We start from the raw sequence: 18,927 nt of genomic DNA, 5'->3' as shown, positions 1-18,927 counted from the left end.
GTCGTGGTGCCGTAACGGCGTTCATCGTTGTTCCTTTCAAGCGGTTACGCCCTCATGTGCGGGCTCTGCCGTGACATCCTCTTCTTGCTCGTCCGGGCGATGAGCCAGCCGATACAGAATTGGCAACACGAGCAGCGTCAGTACGGTGGACGACAAGATGCCGCCGATAACCACGGTGGCCAGAGGCCGTTGGACTTCCGCGCCCGTTCCCGTGGCGATGGCCATCGGGATGAAGCCCAGCGACGCCACCAAGGCCGTCATCAACACGGGGCGCAAGCGGGTCAGCGCGCCCTCGCGGATGGCTGCGTCCAGCGGCGTTCCGCCCTCTCGCAGGCTGCGGATGTAGGAAATCATCACCAGGCCATTGAGCACGGCCACACCTGACAGCGCGATGAAGCCCACGGCAGCGGAAATCGACAGAGGAATGTCGCGCAGCCACAGCGCCAGGATGCCGCCGGTCAGCGCGAACGGAATCCCGGTGAAGACCAGCAAGCCGTCCTTGACGTTGCCGAACATGGCGAACAGCAGCACGAAGACCAGCAGCAGCGACACCGGCACGACGATCTGCAAACGCTGCGTGGCCGATTGAAGGTTCTCGAATGTGCCGCCCCAGCTCGTCCAGTAGCCCGTGGGAATCTTGACCTGCGCCAGCGCGGCCTCGGCGTCGGCCACGAAGGAACCCACGTCACGGCCGCGCACGTTGGCGCTCACCACGATGCGGCGCTTGCCGTTCTCGCGGCTGACTTGGTTGGGGCCGGGCGCCAGCTCGAAGCTCGCCACCTCGGCCAGTTGGATGAAGTTGGTTCGCCCCTCGGCGCCGCCCGTGCTGCCCGTTGCGCGCGGCAGCGGAATCGGCAGGCGCTTCATGCTTTCCATGTCGTTGCGCAAGGACTCCGGCAGGCGAACCAGGATGTCGAAGCGGCGGTCGCCCTCGAACAGCGTGCCGGCCTCACGCCCGCCGATGGCGGTGGCCACGGTGTCCTGGATGTCGGCCACGTTCAGTCCATAGCGCGCGGCTTTCTGGCGGTCGATGTTCACGGTCAGCATCGGCAAGCCGGTGGTCTGCTCCACCTTGACCTCGGAGGCGCCGGGAATCTTCTGCAACATGGAAGAGACTTCCTCACCCGTCTTGTTCAAGACATCCATGTCGTCGCCAAAAATCTTCACCGCCACATCACTGCGTACCCCCGAAATGAGTTCGTTGAAGCGCATCTGAATCGGCTGCGAGAACTCGTAGTTGTTGCCCGGCACCTTGTCCACGGCCTTCTGCACGGCGGCCAGCAGTTCATCGCGTGACTTGCGCGGCTCGGGCCAATCAGACATGGGTTTGAGCATGACGTAGCCGTCGGAAGCGTTCGGCGGCATGGGGTCGGAGGCAATCTCGGCCGTGCCGGTGCGTGCGAAAACACGGTCGATCTCGGGGAACTGGGCCTTCAGCGTTGCCTCCAGTTGCTGCTGCATCGCCACCGATTGCGACAGGCTGGTGCCCGGAATGCGCAGCGCCTGGATGGCGAAATCGCCTTCGTTCAGGCTGGGCACGAACTCGCTGCCCATGCGAGTGGCGATCAGGCCGCACAGCACCACCGCCACGCCGGCGGCCGTCAGCACGACGGCCTTGGCCGCCATCACGCGATCCAGCAAGGGACCGTACCAACGCTTGGCCTGCACGACCAGGAAGTTTTCCGTCTCGCTGACCCGCTGGCCGATGAACAGGGCGACCGCTGCCGGGATGAAAGTCACCGACAGGATCATGGCCCCCACGAGCGCGGCTACCACCGTGAACGCCATCGGGTGGAACATCTTCCCCTCGACGCCGGTCAGGGCGAAGATGGGCAGGTACACCACCATGATGATGAGCTGCCCGAACAGCAGCGCACGGCGTGATTCCTTGGATGCCAGGAACACCTCGTGAAAGCGCTCCGCCCGCGTCAAGGGCCTGCCCTGGTGCGCCTGCGCATGGGCCAGTCGGCGCACGCAGTTCTCGACGATCACCACCGCCCCGTCGATGATGATGCCGAAGTCCAGCGCCCCCAGACTCATCAGATTGGCGCTCACCTTGTAGTGCACCATGCCCGTGAAGGTGAACAGCATCGACAAGGGAATCACCGTCGCCGTGATGATGGCCGCTCGGATGTTGCCCAGGAACAGGAACAGGATCACGATCACCAGAATCGCGCCTTCCAGCAGGTTCTTCTTGACCGTGCTGATGGCTTTGTCCACCAAAACAGTACGGTCGTAGACGGTCACCGCATGGACCCCCTCAGGCAGGCTGCGGTTGATCTCCACCATCTTCTTGTCGACGGCTTGCGAAACCGTTCGGCTGTTTTGGCCAATCAGCATGAAGACCGTGCCCAGCACCACTTCGCGGCCGTTGTCTGTGGCTGCGCCGGTGCGCAGTTCGCGCCCCAGCCCCACGTCCGCCACGTCGCGCACCCGGATTGGCACGCCGCCCGCGCTGCTGAGGATGACATTGCCAATGTCCTCCAGCGTCTTGACTTGCCCAGGTGCCCGGACCAGGTACTGTTCGCCGCGCTTTTCGATGTAACCCGCACCCACGTTGCCGTTGTTTCGATCCAGCGCCGTCATGATGTCTTGCAGGGTGACGCCCAGCGAGGCCAGTCGCTCGGGTATCGGCGAGATTTGGTATTCCTTGGCATAGCCGCCAATCGAGTTGATCTCCGTCACGCCGGGCACGTTGCGCAACTGCGGCTTGATGATCCAGTCCTGAATCTCGCGCAGGTCGGTGGCCGTGTAGGGCATGCCATCAGGTTTCTTGGCGCCGTCCTTGGCCTCGACCGTCCACAGGTAAATCTCGCCCAGGCCGGTGGAGATTGGCCCCAGCGCAGGCGTGATGCCGGAAGGCAGTTTTTCCCGCGCCTCCTGGATGCGTTCATTGACCAACTGGCGCGCGAAGTAGATGTCGGTGCCGTCCTTGAAGATCACGGTCACTTGCGACAGTCCATAGCGCGACAGGGAACGGGTCTGCTCCAGGTTGGGCAGGCCCGCCATCACGGTTTCAATCGGGTAGGTCACCCGTTGCTCGGTCTCCAGCGGTGAATATCCTGGCGCTTGGGTATTGATCTGTACCTGGACGTTGGTGATGTCCGGTACGGCATCGATGGGGAGCTTTTGGTAGTTGAACACGCCGACGGCAGCCATACCGATGACTGCCAGCAACACCAACCATCGGTGCTCGATGGCTGCGCGAATGAGTTTTTCAAACATGTGCGTTGCTCCGGCATCAATGGGTGTGTTCGGCAGAGGCTTTGCCAAGCTCTGACTTCACGACAAAACTGCCAGCCGACGCATACGGAGCCCCCGCCTTCAGCCCTTGAACCACCTCGACGCGCTTGCCATCACTACGGCCCAACTGCACGGGCTGGGCAATGAAGCCACCATTCACTTTCAAAAACACGACGGGCTTGTCGCCCACGGTCTGAATGGCATCACCGGCCACCGTCACGGGCACGTCGGCCTCAGATGAGGTCACTTCCACGTTGACAAACAGTCCGGGACGCCAAGCGCCTTGGGGGTTGGACAAGACCACGCGGGCCTTGGCCATGCGGGTTTGTTCGCCAATCAGCGCGCCAACAAAGGTGATGGTGCCTTGCGCGCTGGCATCGAATGCCGTTGCCTTGATGGTGACCTTTTCGCCGACCCTGACCAGTGGCAAGTCCTTGGCAGGTATGTTGATTTCAGCCCAGACCTGTCCCAGATCGGACACGGTGAACACGGCGGCGTCTTCCTTGACGGCCTCACCCAGGCTGAGATGCTTTTCAATCACCAGGCCATCGAACGGGGCGCGCAACTCAAAGCGATTCAGCCCTCCCGAAGATCCCGCGCTCAACCCCAAGGCCGACAGCTTCTGCTGAGCATTGGCCACAGCGACTTGCGCCTCGTTTAACGCCTGCCCTGCTTGTAGGTAGTCCTGCTCGGCGGAAATTTTCTGCTCCCAGAGCCGCTTTTCACGCTCGAACGTGGTCTTGGCCAAGGCCAGACGCTTTTGTGCTGTCTGCAACTCGCTGCGCTGCTCAGACGCAGCCGGGCTGGCAATGACTGCGAGAACCTGTCCCTTCTTGACTGCTTGACCCAGACTGGCCTGAACGCTCTCGACCACTCCTGCAATGCGTGGGACAACGTGCGAAGTCCGGTCTTCGTTCAAGCGAATTTCCCCGGGCAATTGCAAGGCTGACTTGATTCGTGCCGCGCCAGCCGTGTCGATGCTAATGGATGCCGCTTTGATTTGTGCATCACTGAGTTCGACTTTCCCCTCCTCTTGGTTGAGGACGAACATGAAGGGTTCGTTGGCTGTCTGGGCAACGATGCTGATCTCGAACGCGTGCGGCTCCGGCACGACCTCGCGGCTCAGCAGGCTGTCCTTGTCAGGCGCGAAGTTGAGCGCCTGCTTCTCGCCGGTCAAGCGCGTGACGGTGGCGCTGACCTTTGCAGTGTTGCTGGCAAGTGGTTTGCCCTTGTCATAGAGCCAGATTCGCAAACGAGGCTCACCGCCTTCCTCCGCGAGCAACGCCTCCAATCCGAAATCCCCTTCATTGAACAGTTTGCCGCCATGCACCCCCTTGCTCGGCCCTTCGTGGTGCTCACCGTCCGCATGGCCCTTGTCGTGGTCGTGCTGGTCACCACTTGCCTTGTCGTGATGCTCACCATCACTGTGGGCCTTGGCTTCAACGTGGCTGCCGTGACCCTCGCCCTCGGCGCTCTTATCCGTCTTGCCGCCGAGAATGGCGCTGCCCAGTCCTATGCCCACTGCGGCGATCACGGCGATGGCAAACCACTGCTTCTTGCCGACGTTCAGTTTGTTCGTTTCGGGTTTCATGTTCATTCCTTGTTTGCAGGCAGGGTGGTCGTGGATTCGGATGCGCCGATCACGCGATCCATGTCCGCCGCCGCGCGGTGCGCATCGGCGAGCGCCTTGAGGTACTGGGACTTGGCGGCAAAGTAGGTGCGTTGCGCGTCCAGCACTTCCAGGTAGTTGAACTTGCCGTAACCAAAGCCCACGGTGGCCGCGTCATAGGCGCTCTTGGCCCCTGGCAGCACCTCTCGCTGCAATATGTCGATCTCGCCGCGAACCGACGCCAGCCGTTCGCGGGCTTGCAGCACCTCCGTGCTCAGGCGCACGTTCAGCGCCTGGAGTTCGTCCCGCGCCTTGTCTTCGCGCTTCAACGCTTCCAGCAAGTTGCCCTGATTGCGGTCGAACAAAGGCAGCGGCACGGAAACACCAAGCATCAACTGATTGCGTGCAAGCTCGTACGGGCGCTTCACGCCCAGGCTGACCGTGACGTCGGGCGTCTGCTTGCTGCGCTCCACGTCGGCCAGCGATTGGCGGCGTTCGACCTCCAACTGCGCCCGGCGCAGTGCCGACGAGGCAGACAGGCGCTGCTGGAGGTCATCCAGCGAAGGGACGTTGGGAAGATCGTCCACATTGCCCGCCACCTGAGTGAATTGCAGCGGGCTGGCCCCCAGCAAACTGGCCAGCCGTGCGCGGGCGCTGCGCTGTTCGCTTTGGGCCTGCACCAGTTCAACCCGCACGCCGGCTTCGGCCACCCGCGCCTTGGTTTCTTCGACCGGGGAAACCTTGCCCGCCGTCACGCGCTTGGCAACGGCGTCCGTCGCTTTCCTGGCCAGGTCAACGCTGTCCTGGGCCAGGGCCGTGCGATCCTGGGCGGCCAGCGCATCGAAGAAGGCGGCCACCACGGCAGCGCGAATCTCGACGCGACGCGCATTCAACTCCTCGACCGCAACATCACGCCCTCGCTCTGCCGCCGCGATGCGGGCGGCGCGCTTGCCTCCCAGCTCAATGGGCAGGTTGATCTGCGCGCTTTGGGTGCGGGTCGGCGTGCGCTGGTCTTCGAGCAAATACGCCAACTCGGGGTTGCGGCGCGTTTGCGCCTGAAGCACCTGGCCTTGCACGGCCTCGACTTCCCGCTGGGCGACGGTCAGGTCAAGATTGGCCTCCAAAGCCAGCGCGATGGCTTTTGACAAGCTCAGGGACGCCGTTGCTTCAGTTTGCGCACCGCTTGGGGAATAGCCCGGCGGCGCTGGCAGCGGCTGGGCGAAAGCCAGCCCTGCCGTGAACGCAAGGAGAAAGCCTGCCGCCGTTGCCCTTGCATTGTGATTGTGAATACCCTTCGACATCCGATTCTCCAGTGACTTGAAACACACGAGGAAATCGGCGGGGGGCGATCCAGATGATCGCCAGCAACGTCGTCACATCAGCCGCACGAAGCCGACTGCATACCGCCGTGCGCCATGCACGACGGCAGGGGTGAGGACGAAGGGAAAGGAGTGCGCTCCCCGCCGATCAGGCGAGGACACGCTACTGAGGGCGCTCTAAACGGTCGGGTGGAGGCGCGGCAAGGCGCTCCGGGTGGTACGCCGTATCCGGGGACGGACTGATCGGCGACGCCTGCTTGACCTCCCCAGACAAGACCGAGAAGCACCCGGCATGACAGGACGCGCAATCAGGATCGCCGCTCAGAGTCTTGGCCGGATCGGACGATGCGTCCTTGCCGTCGGCGGCCTTGTGCTGATGCGCGTGGTGGCCGAAGTGCTTGGCCGCAGCCCCGGTTTCATGCTGGCAATAGCTGGCCGCTGCCGCCCAACTGAATTGGAGCGGCATGAGCACCAACAGAACGATGGCCAGCCATTTGCGCATAAGGTCAACAGTGTAGCAGCTACAGACTTGAATTCACAGTTTTACAGGCACTTGGACGACTAGCCGATGCCTTCCTCAAGCAGAAGCAGGGCCAGAAAGCCGGCAAAGAACATGGCCGTTACCCAGGGACGATCCGGTGTTTCGTGCGCTTCAACCAACAATTCTTCGGTCACAAGGTAGAGCAGCGCAATCAGACCAAAGGCGAAGAAGCCGGTCACGATGGGGCTGGGTAACAACGCCACCGGCGCTCCGAGTAAAGCTCCGATTGGCAGTAAAAGCACGAGCGCAGCCGTGATCCAGACGACCCTGGCACGGGAGCGAACGCTCTCGCCGAGTTCCGTCGCCACCGTCAAGCCAAGAAACAGCACCTCGATGGTTAGGGCGATGGTCAGCAGCAGGCCGACCTTCGGGCCGACCGCAAACCCGATGCCGAGCACCAGGCCGTCAATCAGGATGTCGATGCCGATCACTGTCAATAGACCGGCTGGCCCTTTCGCCAATGCCTCCAAGTGCTTTACCAGCAGCATGGTGGCGACGCCGATTCCGCCGCCGATCAACGTTGCCCAAGGCGAGCCCCGATGCATGATGTCGGGCAGGATTTCGCCGGCCGCCGCCGCGAACACGACGCCAGCGGCGAAATGCTGAATCGCGCTGACCAGTGTTGGCCCCGGCCGCACGTTCACCGCGACCGCAGCTCCGATGATGGCGGCCGCTGCCGGGATCAAGGTGTAGATCCAGGCCGAGATCACCATGACTTAAGTTACCGCGTTGCCGCACTGAGCACAGAATTTCGCGCCGATCGGAATGACGCTACTGCACTTCGTGCACGACGCTGGCACCAGCGATGTCCCGCACTGGCCGCAAAAGCGAGCGCCGTTCGGATTGATCGCTTTGCATTGCGGGCAAGTGATGCCGCTGGCCGAAGGCGCCGGATTGCGCCCCCAGTCGTGACTGCTGGGGCCACCGTGGCCATGGCTACTGCCATGCCCGTGGGAGCCGCCATGCCCCCCGCCGTGGCCGCCGCCATGCCCACCAAAAATTCGATCCAGGATTCCCATTTTCAACACTCCATATTCGGTTTTACTGACCCGCCTGCTGCCTGAGCAGCCTCAGCCCGTTGAAGACCACCAGCAAGCTCGCCCCCATGTCGGCGAACACGGCCATCCACATGGAGGCATCGTCGAAGATCGCCAGCAGCAGGAACACTAGCTTGATGCCCAGCGCGAGCGCGATGTTCTGCCATAGCACGGCGTGGGTGCGCCTGGACAGCCGGATCGTTTCGGGCAGGCGGCGTAGGTCGTCGTTCATGACCACCACGTCGGCGGCCTCCATCGCGGTGTGGGTGCCCGCGCCGCCCATAGCGAAGCCGATGTCAGCCTTCGCCAGCGCGGGGGCGTCGTTGATGCCGTCGCCGGTCATCGCCGTGACGCCCATGCGCTGCTGAAGCTCGCCGATGGCCTGCAACTTGTCCTCGGGCAGCAGGTTGCCACGCACCTCGGCGATGCCCGCCTGGGTGCCGACGGTTTGCGCCGTCGCCAGGTTATCGCCCGTCAACATCACCGGCGTCACGCCCAATGCCTTCAGGTCGGCCACGGCCTGCGCGGATGAGGATTTGATGGTGTCGGCTACTGCACAGATGGCCATGACCCGTTCGCTGCTGGCCAACAACGTGACGGTGCGGCCAGCTTGCTCATGCACTGCAAGGCGGGCTTCGAGGTCAGCCGAACACTGCCCGCGCTCTTCAATCCAGCGGTGGTTAGCCAGCACATAGGTATGGCCGTCGATCACCCCCTGCACGCCGCGCCCGGCAACAGCCTGAAACTCATCCACTTCTTGCGTGGCGGACGACACGCCATCTGCGATGGCCTTGGACACTGGATGATCCGACCGCGCTGCGAGGCTCTTGGCCAGCCCCTCCAGGGCTTGTTGGCCGAGTCCTGTGTCCACGGGCTCGAAGGCCACCAGCTTGGGCTTGCCTTCGGTGATGGTGCCGGTCTTGTCCAGCGCCACGGCCTTGATCTTGCGCGCCTCTTCCAGGTACACACCACCTTTGATCAGGATGCCTCGCCGCGCCCCAGCGGCCAAACCGCTGACGACGGTGACGGGCGTGGAAATCACCAAGGCGCAAGGGCAGGCGATGACCAGCAGCACCAGGGCCTTGTAGGCGGCCTGCATCCAGGTCAGCCCCATGAGCCAGGGCGCCAACAACGCAACGGCAACGGCCAGGACGAACACCGCAGGCGTGTAGACGGCGGCAAAGCGATCCACGAAACGCTGCGTGGGCGCACGGGAAGACTGGGCCTGCTCAACGGCGTGGATGATGCGCGCCAGCGTGCTGTCGGACGCGGGGGCCGTGACACGGATTTCCAACGCCGCAGCCTGATTGATGGTGCCGGCGAAGACTTCATCGCCGGGGCTCTTGTCCACCGGCAAGCTTTCGCCGGTCACGGGGGACTGGTCAATAGCGCTCTGACCTAGGCTCACGATGCCATCCAGCGGAACGCGCTCGCCAGGGCGAATACGCACGGTCATGCCCACAGTGACTTCCTTGACTCCCATGCGCACCCAATTGCCATCGTCTTGACGCACTTCAGCTTGCTCCGGCGCGAGCGCCAGCAGGCTCTTGATGGCGCCGCGCGCCCGATCCACGGCGCGGGCCTCGATGGCTTCCGCAATCGCATATAGGGCCATCACCATCGCCGCTTCGGGCCACTGGCCGATCAGGAAAGCGCCGGTCACGGCCACGGTCATCAGGGCATTGATGTTCAAGCGGCCCTGCCGCAGTGCAGCCAGCCCCTTGCCGTAAACCGAGAAACCCGACAGCGCGATGGCCGCCGCGGCCAGCGCCATTCCCAGCGCCTTGACAGGTACGCTGTCTGGAAAGGCGAATGCCAAGCCCTCGGCCGCCACAGCCAACCCCAGGGCGCCCAGCGACTTGCCCCATGTCGTCCAGAAGCCCGTTGGCGAGGCAACCGCAGCAGCCGACGAGCCTGTGTCGCCAAGAGGTTCCGGCTTGAAGCCTGCCTTGCGGATTGCGTCTAGCGCCTGCTGCAAGACAGGATCATCGGCGGCAATGGCCAACTCGCGTTCGCCCAGATTGAATTGCAGGCTACGAATTCCCGCCATGCCGTCCAACGCCCGGCGGATTTCCGACTCCTCCGAGGCACAGTCCATATTCGCAATGCGGAAGCGCTGGACATTCTTCGCGCCGAGGGGTTCTGGCTTGAAACCCGCTTTGCGGATCGCTTCTAGGGCCTCGGGCAGCGCGTGGTCATCGGCGGCAATGGCAAGCTCTCGATCCCCCAGGTTGAATCGCAGGCTGCGAATCCCCGCCATGCCTTCCAGCGCCCGGCGGATTTCCGACTCCTCTGAGGCACAGTCCATGTTTTCTATGCGAAAGCGTTGCGGCCCAATAGTCGTTGCATCAGACGCTGTTGGCTCGGGCGCCACAGGCACTGTTGCACAGCCACTCCCGCAGCAGGCAGCGTCGGCGTGTTGGCGTTGGTGGGCAGAGTTCATGAAATTCTCCTTTTCAGTCAGATTGGAAACCCTGTACCCACTACAGAGTCAAGCGCCTACAATGAGCCTTGGAGAAAAACCCGCGACCGCTGAAGATGAACTCATGAAAATCGGCGAACTGGCTAAGGCCGCACATACCCAGGTAGAGACGATCCGGTACTACGAGCGTGAAGGCTTGCTACCCGAAACGGCCCGTACGGATGGCAACTACCGCATGTACGCAGAAGAACACGTTGACCGGCTGTCCTTCATCCGGCACTGCCGGGGGTTGGACATGACGCTGGATGAAATCCGGGTTCTGTTGCGCTTCAAGGATGCACCGCACGAGAACTGCGCCCAGGTGAACGACCTGCTCGACGAGCACATCGACCATGTGGCTACCCGCATCAAGGAATTGAAAGCGTTGGAACGACAGCTCAAGACCTTGCGGGAACGCTGCCGTGAATCCCAGCAGGCCAGCCAGTGCGGCATCTTGACCGAGCTGTCCTCAGCATCGCGCCAGGTGCACGAGCCAGCAACGCGCAGGGGCCATGTTCATGGGGCACATAGCCTCAAGTGACTAGCCCAAAGAAACCCCAAGCCGACGCCCGATTTCCCATGAGGTCGTTCCGCCACGCACTGTCGCCGCAAGCGGCTGCCCCAACCGCTGCTCGATCACTGGCCTCCACGGTACCAGGCTGAAGCCCATGCCGTCGTCCAGCATCGCATACCGACCGCTGGCGAGCATGAGGCTGCGGCGGTAGATGCCGGCCACGCGCTGGCCGTCGGCCACCGGGCGGTGCTCCAGGCCGGTTTCGGCGGCGATGTCCTTGGCGGCCTGCGCCAGCTCGCGGCTGCGCAGCGTGCCCAGCAGGTTTCGGGCGAGGATCACGCGCTGCCCGCGCCGCTCGGCCAGTCCCTGTTCGGCCAGGAAGTCGGCGCGCTGCTGCATCGCCTGCTTGGCCTCGCCGCCAAAGCCGAGGTCGCCCAGGCCCGAGCCGCCGCCGATCAGTTGCTGTTCGAGCCAGGTAGCCCCGATGACGCGGGCCTGCCGCTCGATGGGCAGGTGCGATTTCAGTTCCACGGCCACGCCGCCCAGGCGCTGCGCGTCGTACTGATGGCCACGCTCGGGCAGATCGTCCGGCACCTTCCATAGCCCTTCGGCCACGCGCTCCACGATGCCGGCGCGGCGCAGGGCTTCGAGTCGGCGGATGTGGGCCGCGACGACTTCCTGCGGATCACGGCCCGGCACGGCCTGACCCTGCGCGACGGCCAGGTGATGGTCGGTGCGGTATAGGCCGCCGCTCGCCAGTGCGGTGATGTTCTTGTCGGCTGCGCGCACGTCGGCCGATCCCTTCACCTCCACTACGGCGCCGGCCGGATAGTTCGCCAGTTCATCGTGTGCGTTGAGCGCGACGTAGTGGGCCTTGCCGTCCACGCCGTCGATGACCAGATAGCCCCGGTCGCGCAGCTCGTCGGCCAGCCCCTTCGCTGCCACGCGGCCGAGAATGGTTCGGCCATCGTCTCCCGGCTCGAACACCGCCAGCTCGCGCGGCTCGCCGCGCATGGCCCGCCGCATGGTGCGGATGATGTCGCCACGCTCGCCCAGGGCGCACAGGGTCTTTTCCGCGTCGGCATGGACGGCCCAGGTGCCCGGCTGCATCTCGTCGGCCAGGCCCAGGCGCTGCAAGCGTTGCAGTCGGCCGATCAACAGCAGGCGTTGGCGTTGCAGCTTCGGTTCGTTGAAGCGTTCGATCTGCACTCTGCCGTCTTCGCCGGCCTCTCGTTGCAGCGTCCGATCCAGACTCGTCCACCGCTCCTGCTCCACCTCGCGCTGCAAGGTCTGCTGGATCTCCAATTCGGTGCGTGGCCCCAGCCATTCGGTTGCCAGCTCGGATGCTCGATGGCGGAAGCCATCGGCGATGTAGTCGCCCGCGATGATGAGGTCTTTGCCCGTGTCGTCGCGTCCGCGCACGATCAGATGGGTGTGCGGGTTGTCGGTGTTCCAGTGATCGACCGCCACCCATTCCAGCCGCGTGCCCAGGTCGGCTTCCATGCGGCCCATCAGATGCCGCGTGTAGGTGCGCAGGTCTTCCAGTTCCGTGCCATCCTCTGGCGAAACGATGAAGCGGAAGTGGTGCCGATCATCGGCACAGCGTTCCTTGAAGGCATCAAGATCGGCTTCGTCGGTCTGCGGCCCGTAAGCCCGGCCCGGTTCACCGTCCCGGCCCACGCCGTCGCGCTCGATGTAGCGCAGGTGCTTGGCGAGCGACTGCGGACTGGCCCGCTGCTGGTTCACCAGCAAGGTCTTGATGGTCACGCGCCGCGACATGGGCGTGAGCTTCGCCCCCGCGAAGCGCGCCGCCGTATGCCCACGCCCCAGGCGCGAGCCGGGTCGCTGGCCAGTGGTCTTGCTGCCACCAGTCGATGCCGGACGGCGCACCGAGGACTTGCCGCTGCTGGCTTTGCCCGCCTGCTTGAGCACCTTGGAAACGAAGCTCTGGCCCTGGCTCTTGCCCCGGTTCTTCGGAGCGCTGGGACGGATGCGGAAATCATCGTCGCGGCGGTCGGTCATGGCCGCGCTCCCTGCAAGCTCTGGCGTGTCCGGTCGTGCGAAGCACGCGGACATGCCCGCATCGGCGCGGGCCTCGCGCCCCACGCGGCACGGAGGCGAAGCCGCGCCGTGCCGCGCCACCCCCACGTGCAGACTGGCTTTGCGGGCCGACAGGTGCCGCCCCCTTTTGTCTTGCCTTCCGCCTTTGCCCCTCGCTGGCGCTCCGGGCAGCGGCGGCCCGGCGGTGCTGCTGCGCGAGCAGCCAGCGCGCCGGCGAACGCGGCGACGGCCATAGGCCGGGCGCGTTCGAGGCAAGACGCCTGCACGTTGGACGGCTGCGCCGAAGGCAGCGCGAAGTGCGGTGCGAATGCACCCGCACTGCACGCGCGACGACACGGCGACGGCCAGCAGAGCGACACGCCCGATGGCACGACAAGATGCACGGCAACGTGCAGCGAGTCGGCGGCCATCATGGGCGGGATTCCAGCCAGACTGGATGCGCGACCCCGATCACGGCGGATGCGCTGACCGGCCCGAAATACCGGCTGTCGAACGACGCCGGGTTGGTCACACTCAAGAGGAACAGTTCGCCGGATTCGAGGCGGCGGCATTGCTGCCAGGATGGCAGCGGCCGGCCCCAGCGGTCGGCAGGCAGCACGGCGGCCGAAGGCACGCCGTCGATGCGGACGACGCGGCCAGTGCTGCACACCTCCTGCGGCGCGACGGCGCCCACGCGCTTGAGCAGCGGCACGCGCGCCGGCAGGTAGCCGCGCTGCGCGGCCAGCGCGGCGGCGTCTGGCGGCAGCGTGGTCAGGACGATGCTGCCCACGGACAAGGGACGTGGCGGCGAGTCGGTGCCGTGGCCTTGCGGATCGACGCGATACCAGCCGACCGCCACGCTGTCGGACGGGTTGTAGATCAGGCGCGGCAGCGGATGCACGAAGGACGCCCAGGCGAGCGCAGCGAGGCCGCAGGCGGACAGGCCCGCCAACACGAGGCGAGCGCGCAGGCGCGAGCGAGGATGCGGCGGGATGCCGGTTGCGCTGGCAACGGCGGATGGAAGCGTCATGGCAGCGTCCTCCCGGTTAGCCAGGCAGCGTGCCGCTCGGCGGTGTATTCGGGCAGCGGCAGGCGTGCAGCGAGCCGGTTGGCGAGCGTGCGCCAGTACGCGGGCGAGACAGCGGCGGGCGCGATGCCCAGCGCCTCGATGGCGTCGATGCACTCCAGCACCGCGCGCACCTGGTTCTCCCCTTCGGCGTGGAGCAGCAAGCGCGCCCCCGGCTGCACGCCGGGGATGCGCTGCGCGGCATCCAGCGGCGTGCAAGCCTGCATCACCATGAGCTGCCAACGCACAGTGCCGTAGTCGTTGGCCTGCCAGCGGATACGGCACAACATGGCGCCCGGCAGGAACACCGCGCAACGGCGCCAGCGGTCGAGCTGGTGCGTGCGCGCAGGTTCGCCGAAGCGCAGGTAGAGCTTGAAGCGTGGTTCGATGTAGGCCAGCGCCACGCGCGTCAGCGGCGCGCTGGCAGGCTGGCCGGCAAGTGCAGCCGTAGCCGCGCCAGCGGCAGGCGAAGCGGATGCAGTCATGGTGCGTTCTCCCTGCGGTGCTCTGGAAACTCCCGCTCCAACAGGCCACGCAGCAGGTCGGCCACGGTCACGCCTTGCGTGAAGGCCGACACCTTGATGCGTGCCCGCATCGCGGGCGTGATGTCGAGAGTCAGACGGGCGGTGTAGAGGTCGCCCTTGCCCAGCGCATCGGCGTCGCCCTGGCGAATCCACGCCTCGGCGTGCGGATTCGCGGGCGGACGCGCGCCGATGCCGACGCGCTTTGCCGTGCGCTTGCTGTTCGATGGCGGCTTCGCGGTCATGTCGGCCACCGCAGCAATTCGTCCACCAGCGCAGTGATTTCGCGTGCGGCGGCGCTGTCGGGTGCCGTCTCGCGTGCAAGCCGGCCAGCGGCCACGCTATCGGCGAACACGATGCGCTGATGCACTTCCGCGCGCAGCGCAGGAAGCGGCTGGTCGGCGAGTGCCTGGCGTGCTTCGCGCCCGATCACGGTGGTACTGACGCGCCGATTGATGACGAAGGCCGCGCGCAGCGCAGGCCGAAATACCTGCGCCTCGCGGATCACCGCCACCATCTCGGCGCTGGCCCACAAGTCGTAGGGGCTGGGCTGCACCGGGATCAGCACGCGCTCGGCCGCCAGCAGCGCGGAGCGCGCCAAGGCGGCGATGCGCGGCGGGCCGTCGATGATGACGTGATCGGCCCGCCTGGCGAGTTCCGGCGCCTCTTGGTGCAGCGTTTCGCGTGCGAGGCCCACGGCGCTGAACAGCCGTGGCAAGCCTTGCTGGCTTCTGCGCTGCGTCCAGTCCAGCGATGAGCCCTGCGGGTCAGCGTCCAGCAGGACGACGTGCTGGCCGCGCATCGCCAACTCGCCGGCGATGTGCGTGGCGAGCGTGGTCTTGCCGACGCCGCCTTTCTGGTTGAGCAGTGCGACGATCATGGCCTGGCCCTCCATGCTGGAAAGCCGGGCTTTTGCTGCTGCGTTTGTGGCCGCGGGGTGGTTGTCCACCGCAGCGGCGTTTCCCTACTAAAAGTTAGAGAAACTAAGTTAGGGAAGTTAGAGGACGCGCAAGCCCAGTGCTGGCGCGGGTTTGCGGCCGATCGGCACGCCTGATAGCACGATAGTCCCACGCCTGATAGCACGATACCCCGCACGCCTGATAGCACGACACCATTCACAGGCTTTCCCGGAGTTATCCCCGTGCCGTCTGCGGCACGGGCCGGAACGTCAGCAGTTCCATGCCGTTGTCGGGCATCCGCTCGATGCCCAGGACGTAACCGGGCAGCGACTGCCGCGCGACGAGCGCGCGCAGATCGCAGGCGAAGTCGTAGGGCTTCGCGGTGCTGCCGGACTTCTGGTGCAGATAGCGAAAGTCGAACTGCCAGCCGTATGCCTGCTTGCCGCCGTGCTTGCGCACCAGGCGGTACAGCCACCGCTCGATGCCGCCGGTGAGCCGGAAATACGCCGGGTCGATGGTCAGCACCAGCGCAGCGTCGAGCACGCCGGCAAAGAACCAGTCCGGCAGGATCAGCTCGATGCCCAGCGGCGTGCCGCTGGCATCGGCCAGTTCCTTCCATTCGTTGATCCACGAAAAGCGGTGCAGGCGCCGGCCTGTTGTCTCGCGGATGGACGTGGCCACCGTGGTCGATTGCAGGCGATCCAGCGCGGCCTTGAGGCGCTGGTAGTCGCGCAGCGACTTGCCGCGTCCGATGAAGCGCAGGATCTCGTAGGGCGTCGCGCGCATCAGCCGCGACGGGCGCAGGCCCGCGTCCTTCGCTTCCACGATCTGCGAGGCCGCCCATATCAGCACGTCCGCATCCCAAATCGTGGCGATGCCGTGCTCCTGCGTGCCCTCTACGCGGATCGTCACGTTGCCCGCGCGGAAGTCGATGGGTTTGACCCGCTTGGACTTGCCGAGCGAGAAGAACGGATAGGCCATCAAGTCCTGGCTGTCGCGCGGCGCCATGTCGCCGGGCAAGGCGCGGAACAGGTCGAGCTGTTCGCGCTCCTGCAACGACCGCTGCCGGAACGGCAGCGCGGAGCTGGACATGGTGATGGCCTGCCGCGCGCCGCCGATCAGCGCGCACGGCTGTCGGCCGAGTGGTGCTCGGCGTACTCGGGATCGGAAGTCGTCTCGAAGCTGCGGTCGGCGGCCCAGGCATCGAGGTCGGCCACGGCGTACATGACGCGCCGGCCGAACTTGCGAAAGCGCGGACCACCACCGATCACGCGCTGCTTTTCCAGCGTGCGCGGCGACAGCCGCAGGTACTCGGCGGCTTCGTCGTTGGTGAGATAGCGTTGGGGCTGCGCGGCAGCGGTCGAGACAGTGGCGGCAGGCCGCAAAGGAGCGGGACGCATGGTGTGAACCTCCATAGCTTTCAAAGCTCCGGCCACACAGCGCAACCGGATGGAGGCAGTCTCAGAAAACCAAGCTGTCCTGCTCAGGGCCGTTTTGCGTCGTCCTCAAAACGACCCTTCTCAAGCGGCGGAAGCTGTGCTAGGCGGCGATAGCCGCCGCGCATCAGCGCATCGCCGCGCCGTACCAAGCGGCGTACCTTGGAGCGCAGGCCGCCGTCGCTGTACCAATCGGCTGCGGCATCGCCGCCGAACAAGCCTTCGGCCACCTCGCGCAAGGACGCACCCGCTAGGGTTGCGTCGAGCGCCTGCAAGGTGTGTAGCTCAAGCAGCGCGGCGGGTGCCGGCCTGGGCTTCGCAGAAGCCAGGGCCGCGCCGAGCGCACGGTTGCGCGCAGGTGCGGCGGCGCCGCCGCGGCGGGCATAGGCGACAGCCATCCCGTCTTCCAGGCCGGGCGCCAGCGCGAAGCGCAGGCAATGACCTGGGCTGTGCGCCATCAGCGCCAGCCCTTTGCCGTCATGGAGCAGTTGCTTGTGCCCGGCAATGCGCCAAAACGTGAACGCGGGAGCATACTGCGGCGGATCGGCGTCGGGATAGAGCTGCACCACGGCCACATGGCCGGGCAACCAGGCTGGATGAGCGTCGCGCGCATCCAACGCCGGATCTTCCAGCAGGCGCAAGCCCCAGCGATGCGCCGCCTGCTGCGCGGCTTTCGGCCGGCGATGATGGCGCAGCCAGTCGAGCCGGTAATCGGGGTTTCTGCGCAGATATTCCCAGGCCGTCCCAAGGTCGTCCAAGTGCAGCACGTACAGATACGCGGCAGTCGGATACCAGTGCTCGGCGCTGCGATCGACCATGACGCAACCTCCCTGCGAACAGGACTGGCCGCGACAGAAGAACTACGTGCTACATCGGTGTCATCAGAACGAAATGGGTTAAGGGAATAGTTGGGCTGTCAAGTCCGACTGGCTCCGATGCGTTGCGGTATTCGTCTCAATGCTGCGGCGGCAGCGTCCCTCCCGTGGGACGCCGTACAGGCCAGCCTGCCGCAGTCCGCGTCAGGCATCATGTCCGTTTGGATCAGACTGGCGCGGCTACGCCGCAAGAATCTCGATTGAGACCTGCCCGGTATGACACCAGACTGAAAAAGTCACAGTAGGCTGTGTTCAGTCCGGGATAGCCCCGTCGCGCTCGGCCAGCCGGGTGTATTCCGACAGCGTGCGCGTGGGCCGGAAGTAGCGGTCGCGCATCACGGGCTGCTGATGCGGCCCGACGATGCCAGCCAGCTCGGACAGCTTGACGGTTCCTTGCGCCGGCATTCCGATTCCCAGGTCGATGAGGCCCCAGGCGGTGTCGCCATCGGCGGGATCGAGTGCGGCCAGCAGCCAGGTCACATGCGCGTCCGGCGTGAACAGCCGCACCACGGGCACCGGGTCGATGGCCTGGCCAGCGGCACGAGCCTCGCCGTTGGCGAGCAGTTGCGCGCGCTCCGGGACGGTGGCGAGTGGCTGGGGCATGGTTGGCAATCCCACAAATCCAATGATGCACGGATGCGGTTTCACGCCCAAGCGCAGAACCGCCAAACCGGATTTACGCCTTCGTGTGCAAGCACGGATGCGCTTGCGTGGCTTTGCTGGAACCAGCAAATGCGGATTTCCGTAAAGGCACGAAAACGTAGAACACCAAATGAACACTATAGATTGTAGCCCTATAGGGCGCAATGGGCTGTCATCTTGGTTTTTCGAGGGAAACCATAGGTGGCGGCTGGGAACTCATTGGCGAAGGCGTTGAAGACAGTCAGGAAGGCGCGTGGCTTGAGCCAGGAAGCCTTCTCTGACGTGTCCAGCCGCACCTATATGAGCACCCTCGAACGCGACCTGAAAAGCCCGACCCTGCATAAGCTGGCCGAGCTGTGCGAGGTGATGGAGATCCACCCGCTCACGCTGCTGACGCTGGCCTACGCGGGCGACAGCCCGCACAAGGCCGACGAGCTGCTGGCGCAGGTGCGCCGGGAGCTGGAGGCGGTGCTGAAGGAGCGCGGCGCGGCGAAGCCGCGCGCGTGACGTGGTGATGTGCTGCGAACAGCAGCACAGCGCCCCGCCGCGATGGGCGGGGCGCTGCGGCGGTCACGCCGCCTGGGGCTTGCTGCGCGACCAGATCAGGTCGTGCGTACCGTCCTCGCCTTCGATCAGGCGGGCATAGACCGGAGCCGGGAACGAAGGATCGTCGAGGGTCACGGACTTGTATTCCCGCCCGGCCTCGCTGGTCTTGTTCCACGCC

19 protein-coding genes are annotated in these 18,927 nt (G+C 65.1%); 2 read left to right on the top strand and 17 right to left on the bottom strand.

Annotated elements, in window-relative coordinates; all coding sequences use genetic code 11:
• Positions 1-36 precede the first annotated feature (36 nt).
• The 7 genes from AAHM38_RS04990 to AAHM38_RS04960 all read right to left on the bottom strand — a co-directional run bounded on the left by AAHM38_RS04990 (position 37) and on the right by AAHM38_RS04960 (position 10,192).
• Entirely contained in the window at positions 37-3,225 is a 3,189-nt protein-coding gene (locus AAHM38_RS04990; protein ID WP_103519350.1) for a CusA/CzcA family heavy metal efflux RND transporter, read from the bottom strand.
• A gap of 16 nt (positions 3,226-3,241) precedes the next feature.
• Positions 3,242-4,834 (bottom strand): efflux RND transporter periplasmic adaptor subunit, encoded by a 1,593-nt coding sequence (locus AAHM38_RS04985; protein WP_103519492.1) that lies wholly within the window; start codon positions 4,832-4,834, stop codon positions 3,242-3,244.
• A 2-nt stretch (positions 4,835-4,836) separates the two neighbouring features.
• The gene (locus tag AAHM38_RS04980; RefSeq protein ID WP_103519351.1) at positions 4,837-6,153 is read right to left on the bottom strand and encodes a TolC family protein; all 1,317 of its coding nucleotides are present in this window, start codon (positions 6,151-6,153) and stop codon (positions 4,837-4,839) included.
• Between the two features lie 181 nt (positions 6,154-6,334).
• Positions 6,335-6,673, bottom strand: a complete 339-nt coding sequence (locus tag AAHM38_RS04975; RefSeq protein ID WP_103519352.1) for a hypothetical protein — start codon at positions 6,671-6,673, stop codon at positions 6,335-6,337.
• Between the two features lie 59 nt (positions 6,674-6,732).
• Positions 6,733-7,425 carry a ZIP family metal transporter gene (locus tag AAHM38_RS04970; RefSeq protein ID WP_103519353.1) on the bottom strand — a complete coding sequence of 231 codons (693 nt, stop codon included), beginning with the start codon at positions 7,423-7,425 and terminating at the stop codon, positions 6,733-6,735.
• A gap of 3 nt (positions 7,426-7,428) precedes the next feature.
• Positions 7,429-7,731 (bottom strand): double zinc ribbon domain-containing protein, encoded by a 303-nt coding sequence (locus AAHM38_RS04965; RefSeq protein WP_082136747.1) that lies wholly within the window; start codon positions 7,729-7,731, stop codon positions 7,429-7,431.
• Positions 7,732-7,753: 22 nt separating this feature from the next.
• Positions 7,754-10,192 carry a heavy metal translocating P-type ATPase gene (locus AAHM38_RS04960; RefSeq protein WP_027477924.1) on the bottom strand — a complete coding sequence of 813 codons (2,439 nt, stop codon included), beginning with the start codon at positions 10,190-10,192 and terminating at the stop codon, positions 7,754-7,756.
• Positions 10,193-10,295: 103 nt separating this feature from the next.
• On the opposite strand from AAHM38_RS04960, the gene cadR reads away from it, so the two are divergent.
• Positions 10,296-10,751, top strand: a complete 456-nt coding sequence (gene cadR / locus AAHM38_RS04955; protein ID WP_103519493.1) for a Cd(II)/Pb(II)-responsive transcriptional regulator — start codon at positions 10,296-10,298, stop codon at positions 10,749-10,751.
• Here the strand turns inward: cadR and AAHM38_RS04950 are convergent, their stop codons facing one another.
• From AAHM38_RS04950 to AAHM38_RS04910, 9 genes are all read right to left on the bottom strand, one after another.
• A complete protein-coding gene (locus AAHM38_RS04950) occupies positions 10,752-12,746 on the bottom strand; it encodes a relaxase/mobilization nuclease domain-containing protein (protein WP_146049736.1) in 1,995 nt (664 codons plus the stop codon).
• Between the two features lie 448 nt (positions 12,747-13,194).
• The gene (locus AAHM38_RS04945; RefSeq protein ID WP_023114176.1) at positions 13,195-13,794 is read right to left on the bottom strand and encodes a S26 family signal peptidase; all 600 of its coding nucleotides are present in this window, start codon (positions 13,792-13,794) and stop codon (positions 13,195-13,197) included.
• Positions 13,791-14,315: a DUF2840 domain-containing protein gene (locus tag AAHM38_RS04940; protein ID WP_023103957.1), complete on the bottom strand. Its 525-nt coding sequence runs from the start codon at positions 14,313-14,315 to the stop codon at positions 13,791-13,793. Before AAHM38_RS04940 ends, AAHM38_RS04945 begins: the two co-directional genes overlap by 4 nt.
• Positions 14,312-14,596 carry a hypothetical protein gene (locus tag AAHM38_RS04935; protein WP_023114175.1) on the bottom strand — a complete coding sequence of 95 codons (285 nt, stop codon included), beginning with the start codon at positions 14,594-14,596 and terminating at the stop codon, positions 14,312-14,314. Before AAHM38_RS04935 ends, AAHM38_RS04940 begins: the two co-directional genes overlap by 4 nt.
• On the bottom strand, positions 14,593-15,231 hold the full coding sequence (gene parA / locus AAHM38_RS04930) for a ParA family partition ATPase (RefSeq protein WP_031636931.1): 639 nt from the start codon (positions 15,229-15,231) through the stop codon (positions 14,593-14,595). The genes AAHM38_RS04935 and parA overlap by 4 nt, the downstream gene beginning before the upstream one ends.
• A 253-nt stretch (positions 15,232-15,484) precedes the next feature.
• Positions 15,485-16,342 (bottom strand): replication initiator protein A, encoded by an 858-nt coding sequence (locus AAHM38_RS04925; RefSeq protein WP_023103960.1) that lies wholly within the window; start codon positions 16,340-16,342, stop codon positions 15,485-15,487.
• Positions 16,343-16,368: 26 nt separating this feature from the next.
• Positions 16,369-16,650 carry a helix-turn-helix transcriptional regulator gene (locus AAHM38_RS04920; protein ID WP_003107109.1) on the bottom strand — a complete coding sequence of 94 codons (282 nt, stop codon included), beginning with the start codon at positions 16,648-16,650 and terminating at the stop codon, positions 16,369-16,371.
• An 83-nt stretch (positions 16,651-16,733) separates the two neighbouring features.
• Positions 16,734-17,504: a DUF2285 domain-containing protein gene (locus AAHM38_RS04915; RefSeq protein WP_033878703.1), complete on the bottom strand. Its 771-nt coding sequence runs from the start codon at positions 17,502-17,504 to the stop codon at positions 16,734-16,736.
• Between the two features lie 309 nt (positions 17,505-17,813).
• Positions 17,814-18,164, bottom strand: a complete 351-nt coding sequence (locus AAHM38_RS04910; RefSeq protein WP_023103962.1) for a DUF2958 domain-containing protein — start codon at positions 18,162-18,164, stop codon at positions 17,814-17,816.
• Positions 18,165-18,404: 240 nt separating this feature from the next.
• Here AAHM38_RS04910 and AAHM38_RS04905 point away from each other — a divergent pair, with 240 nt between their 5' ends.
• Entirely contained in the window at positions 18,405-18,710 is a 306-nt protein-coding gene (locus AAHM38_RS04905) for a helix-turn-helix domain-containing protein (protein WP_023103963.1), read from the top strand.
• A 63-nt stretch (positions 18,711-18,773) separates the two neighbouring features.
• Here AAHM38_RS04905 and AAHM38_RS04900 read toward each other — a convergent pair.
• Positions 18,774-18,927: DUF736 family protein (locus tag AAHM38_RS04900; protein ID WP_342234281.1), on the bottom strand; the 154-nt coding region annotated here is incomplete at its 5' end.

It is taken from the genome of Ralstonia sp. OTU4908 (assembly GCF_038440115.1).
GTDB classification, from domain to species: domain Bacteria; phylum Pseudomonadota; class Gammaproteobacteria; order Burkholderiales; family Burkholderiaceae; genus Ralstonia; species Ralstonia pickettii.
Note: the sequence above shows the minus strand (reverse complement) of the source record. Positions and strands in the feature narration are given on the sequence as shown.

Coding starts and splice junctions, on each gene's coding strand:
- AAHM38_RS04990 (WP_103519350.1), bottom strand. CDS start 3,225: ATGTTTGAAAAACTCATTCGCGCAGCCATCGAGCACCGATGGTTGGTG.
- AAHM38_RS04985 (WP_103519492.1), bottom strand. CDS start 4,834: ATGAAACCCGAAACGAACAAACTGAACGTCGGCAAGAAGCAGTGGTTT.
- AAHM38_RS04980 (WP_103519351.1), bottom strand. CDS start 6,153: ATGTCGAAGGGTATTCACAATCACAATGCAAGGGCAACGGCGGCAGGC.
- AAHM38_RS04975 (WP_103519352.1), bottom strand. CDS start 6,673: ATGCGCAAATGGCTGGCCATCGTTCTGTTGGTGCTCATGCCGCTCCAA.
- AAHM38_RS04970 (WP_103519353.1), bottom strand. CDS start 7,425: ATGGTGATCTCGGCCTGGATCTACACCTTGATCCCGGCAGCGGCCGCC.
- AAHM38_RS04965 (WP_082136747.1), bottom strand. CDS start 7,731: ATGGGAATCCTGGATCGAATTTTTGGTGGGCATGGCGGCGGCCACGGC.
- AAHM38_RS04960 (WP_027477924.1), bottom strand. CDS start 10,192: ATGAACTCTGCCCACCAACGCCAACACGCCGACGCTGCCTGCTGCGGG.
- cadR (WP_103519493.1), top strand. CDS start 10,296: ATGAAAATCGGCGAACTGGCTAAGGCCGCACATACCCAGGTAGAGACG.
- AAHM38_RS04950 (WP_146049736.1), bottom strand. CDS start 12,746: ATGACCGACCGCCGCGACGATGATTTCCGCATCCGTCCCAGCGCTCCG.
- AAHM38_RS04945 (WP_023114176.1), bottom strand. CDS start 13,794: ATGACGCTTCCATCCGCCGTTGCCAGCGCAACCGGCATCCCGCCGCAT.
- AAHM38_RS04940 (WP_023103957.1), bottom strand. CDS start 14,315: ATGACTGCATCCGCTTCGCCTGCCGCTGGCGCGGCTACGGCTGCACTT.
- AAHM38_RS04935 (WP_023114175.1), bottom strand. CDS start 14,596: ATGACCGCGAAGCCGCCATCGAACAGCAAGCGCACGGCAAAGCGCGTC.
- parA (WP_031636931.1), bottom strand. CDS start 15,231: ATGATCGTCGCACTGCTCAACCAGAAAGGCGGCGTCGGCAAGACCACG.
- AAHM38_RS04925 (WP_023103960.1), bottom strand. CDS start 16,342: ATGTCCAGCTCCGCGCTGCCGTTCCGGCAGCGGTCGTTGCAGGAGCGC.
- AAHM38_RS04920 (WP_003107109.1), bottom strand. CDS start 16,650: ATGCGTCCCGCTCCTTTGCGGCCTGCCGCCACTGTCTCGACCGCTGCC.
- AAHM38_RS04915 (WP_033878703.1), bottom strand. CDS start 17,504: ATGGTCGATCGCAGCGCCGAGCACTGGTATCCGACTGCCGCGTATCTG.
- AAHM38_RS04910 (WP_023103962.1), bottom strand. CDS start 18,164: ATGCCCCAGCCACTCGCCACCGTCCCGGAGCGCGCGCAACTGCTCGCC.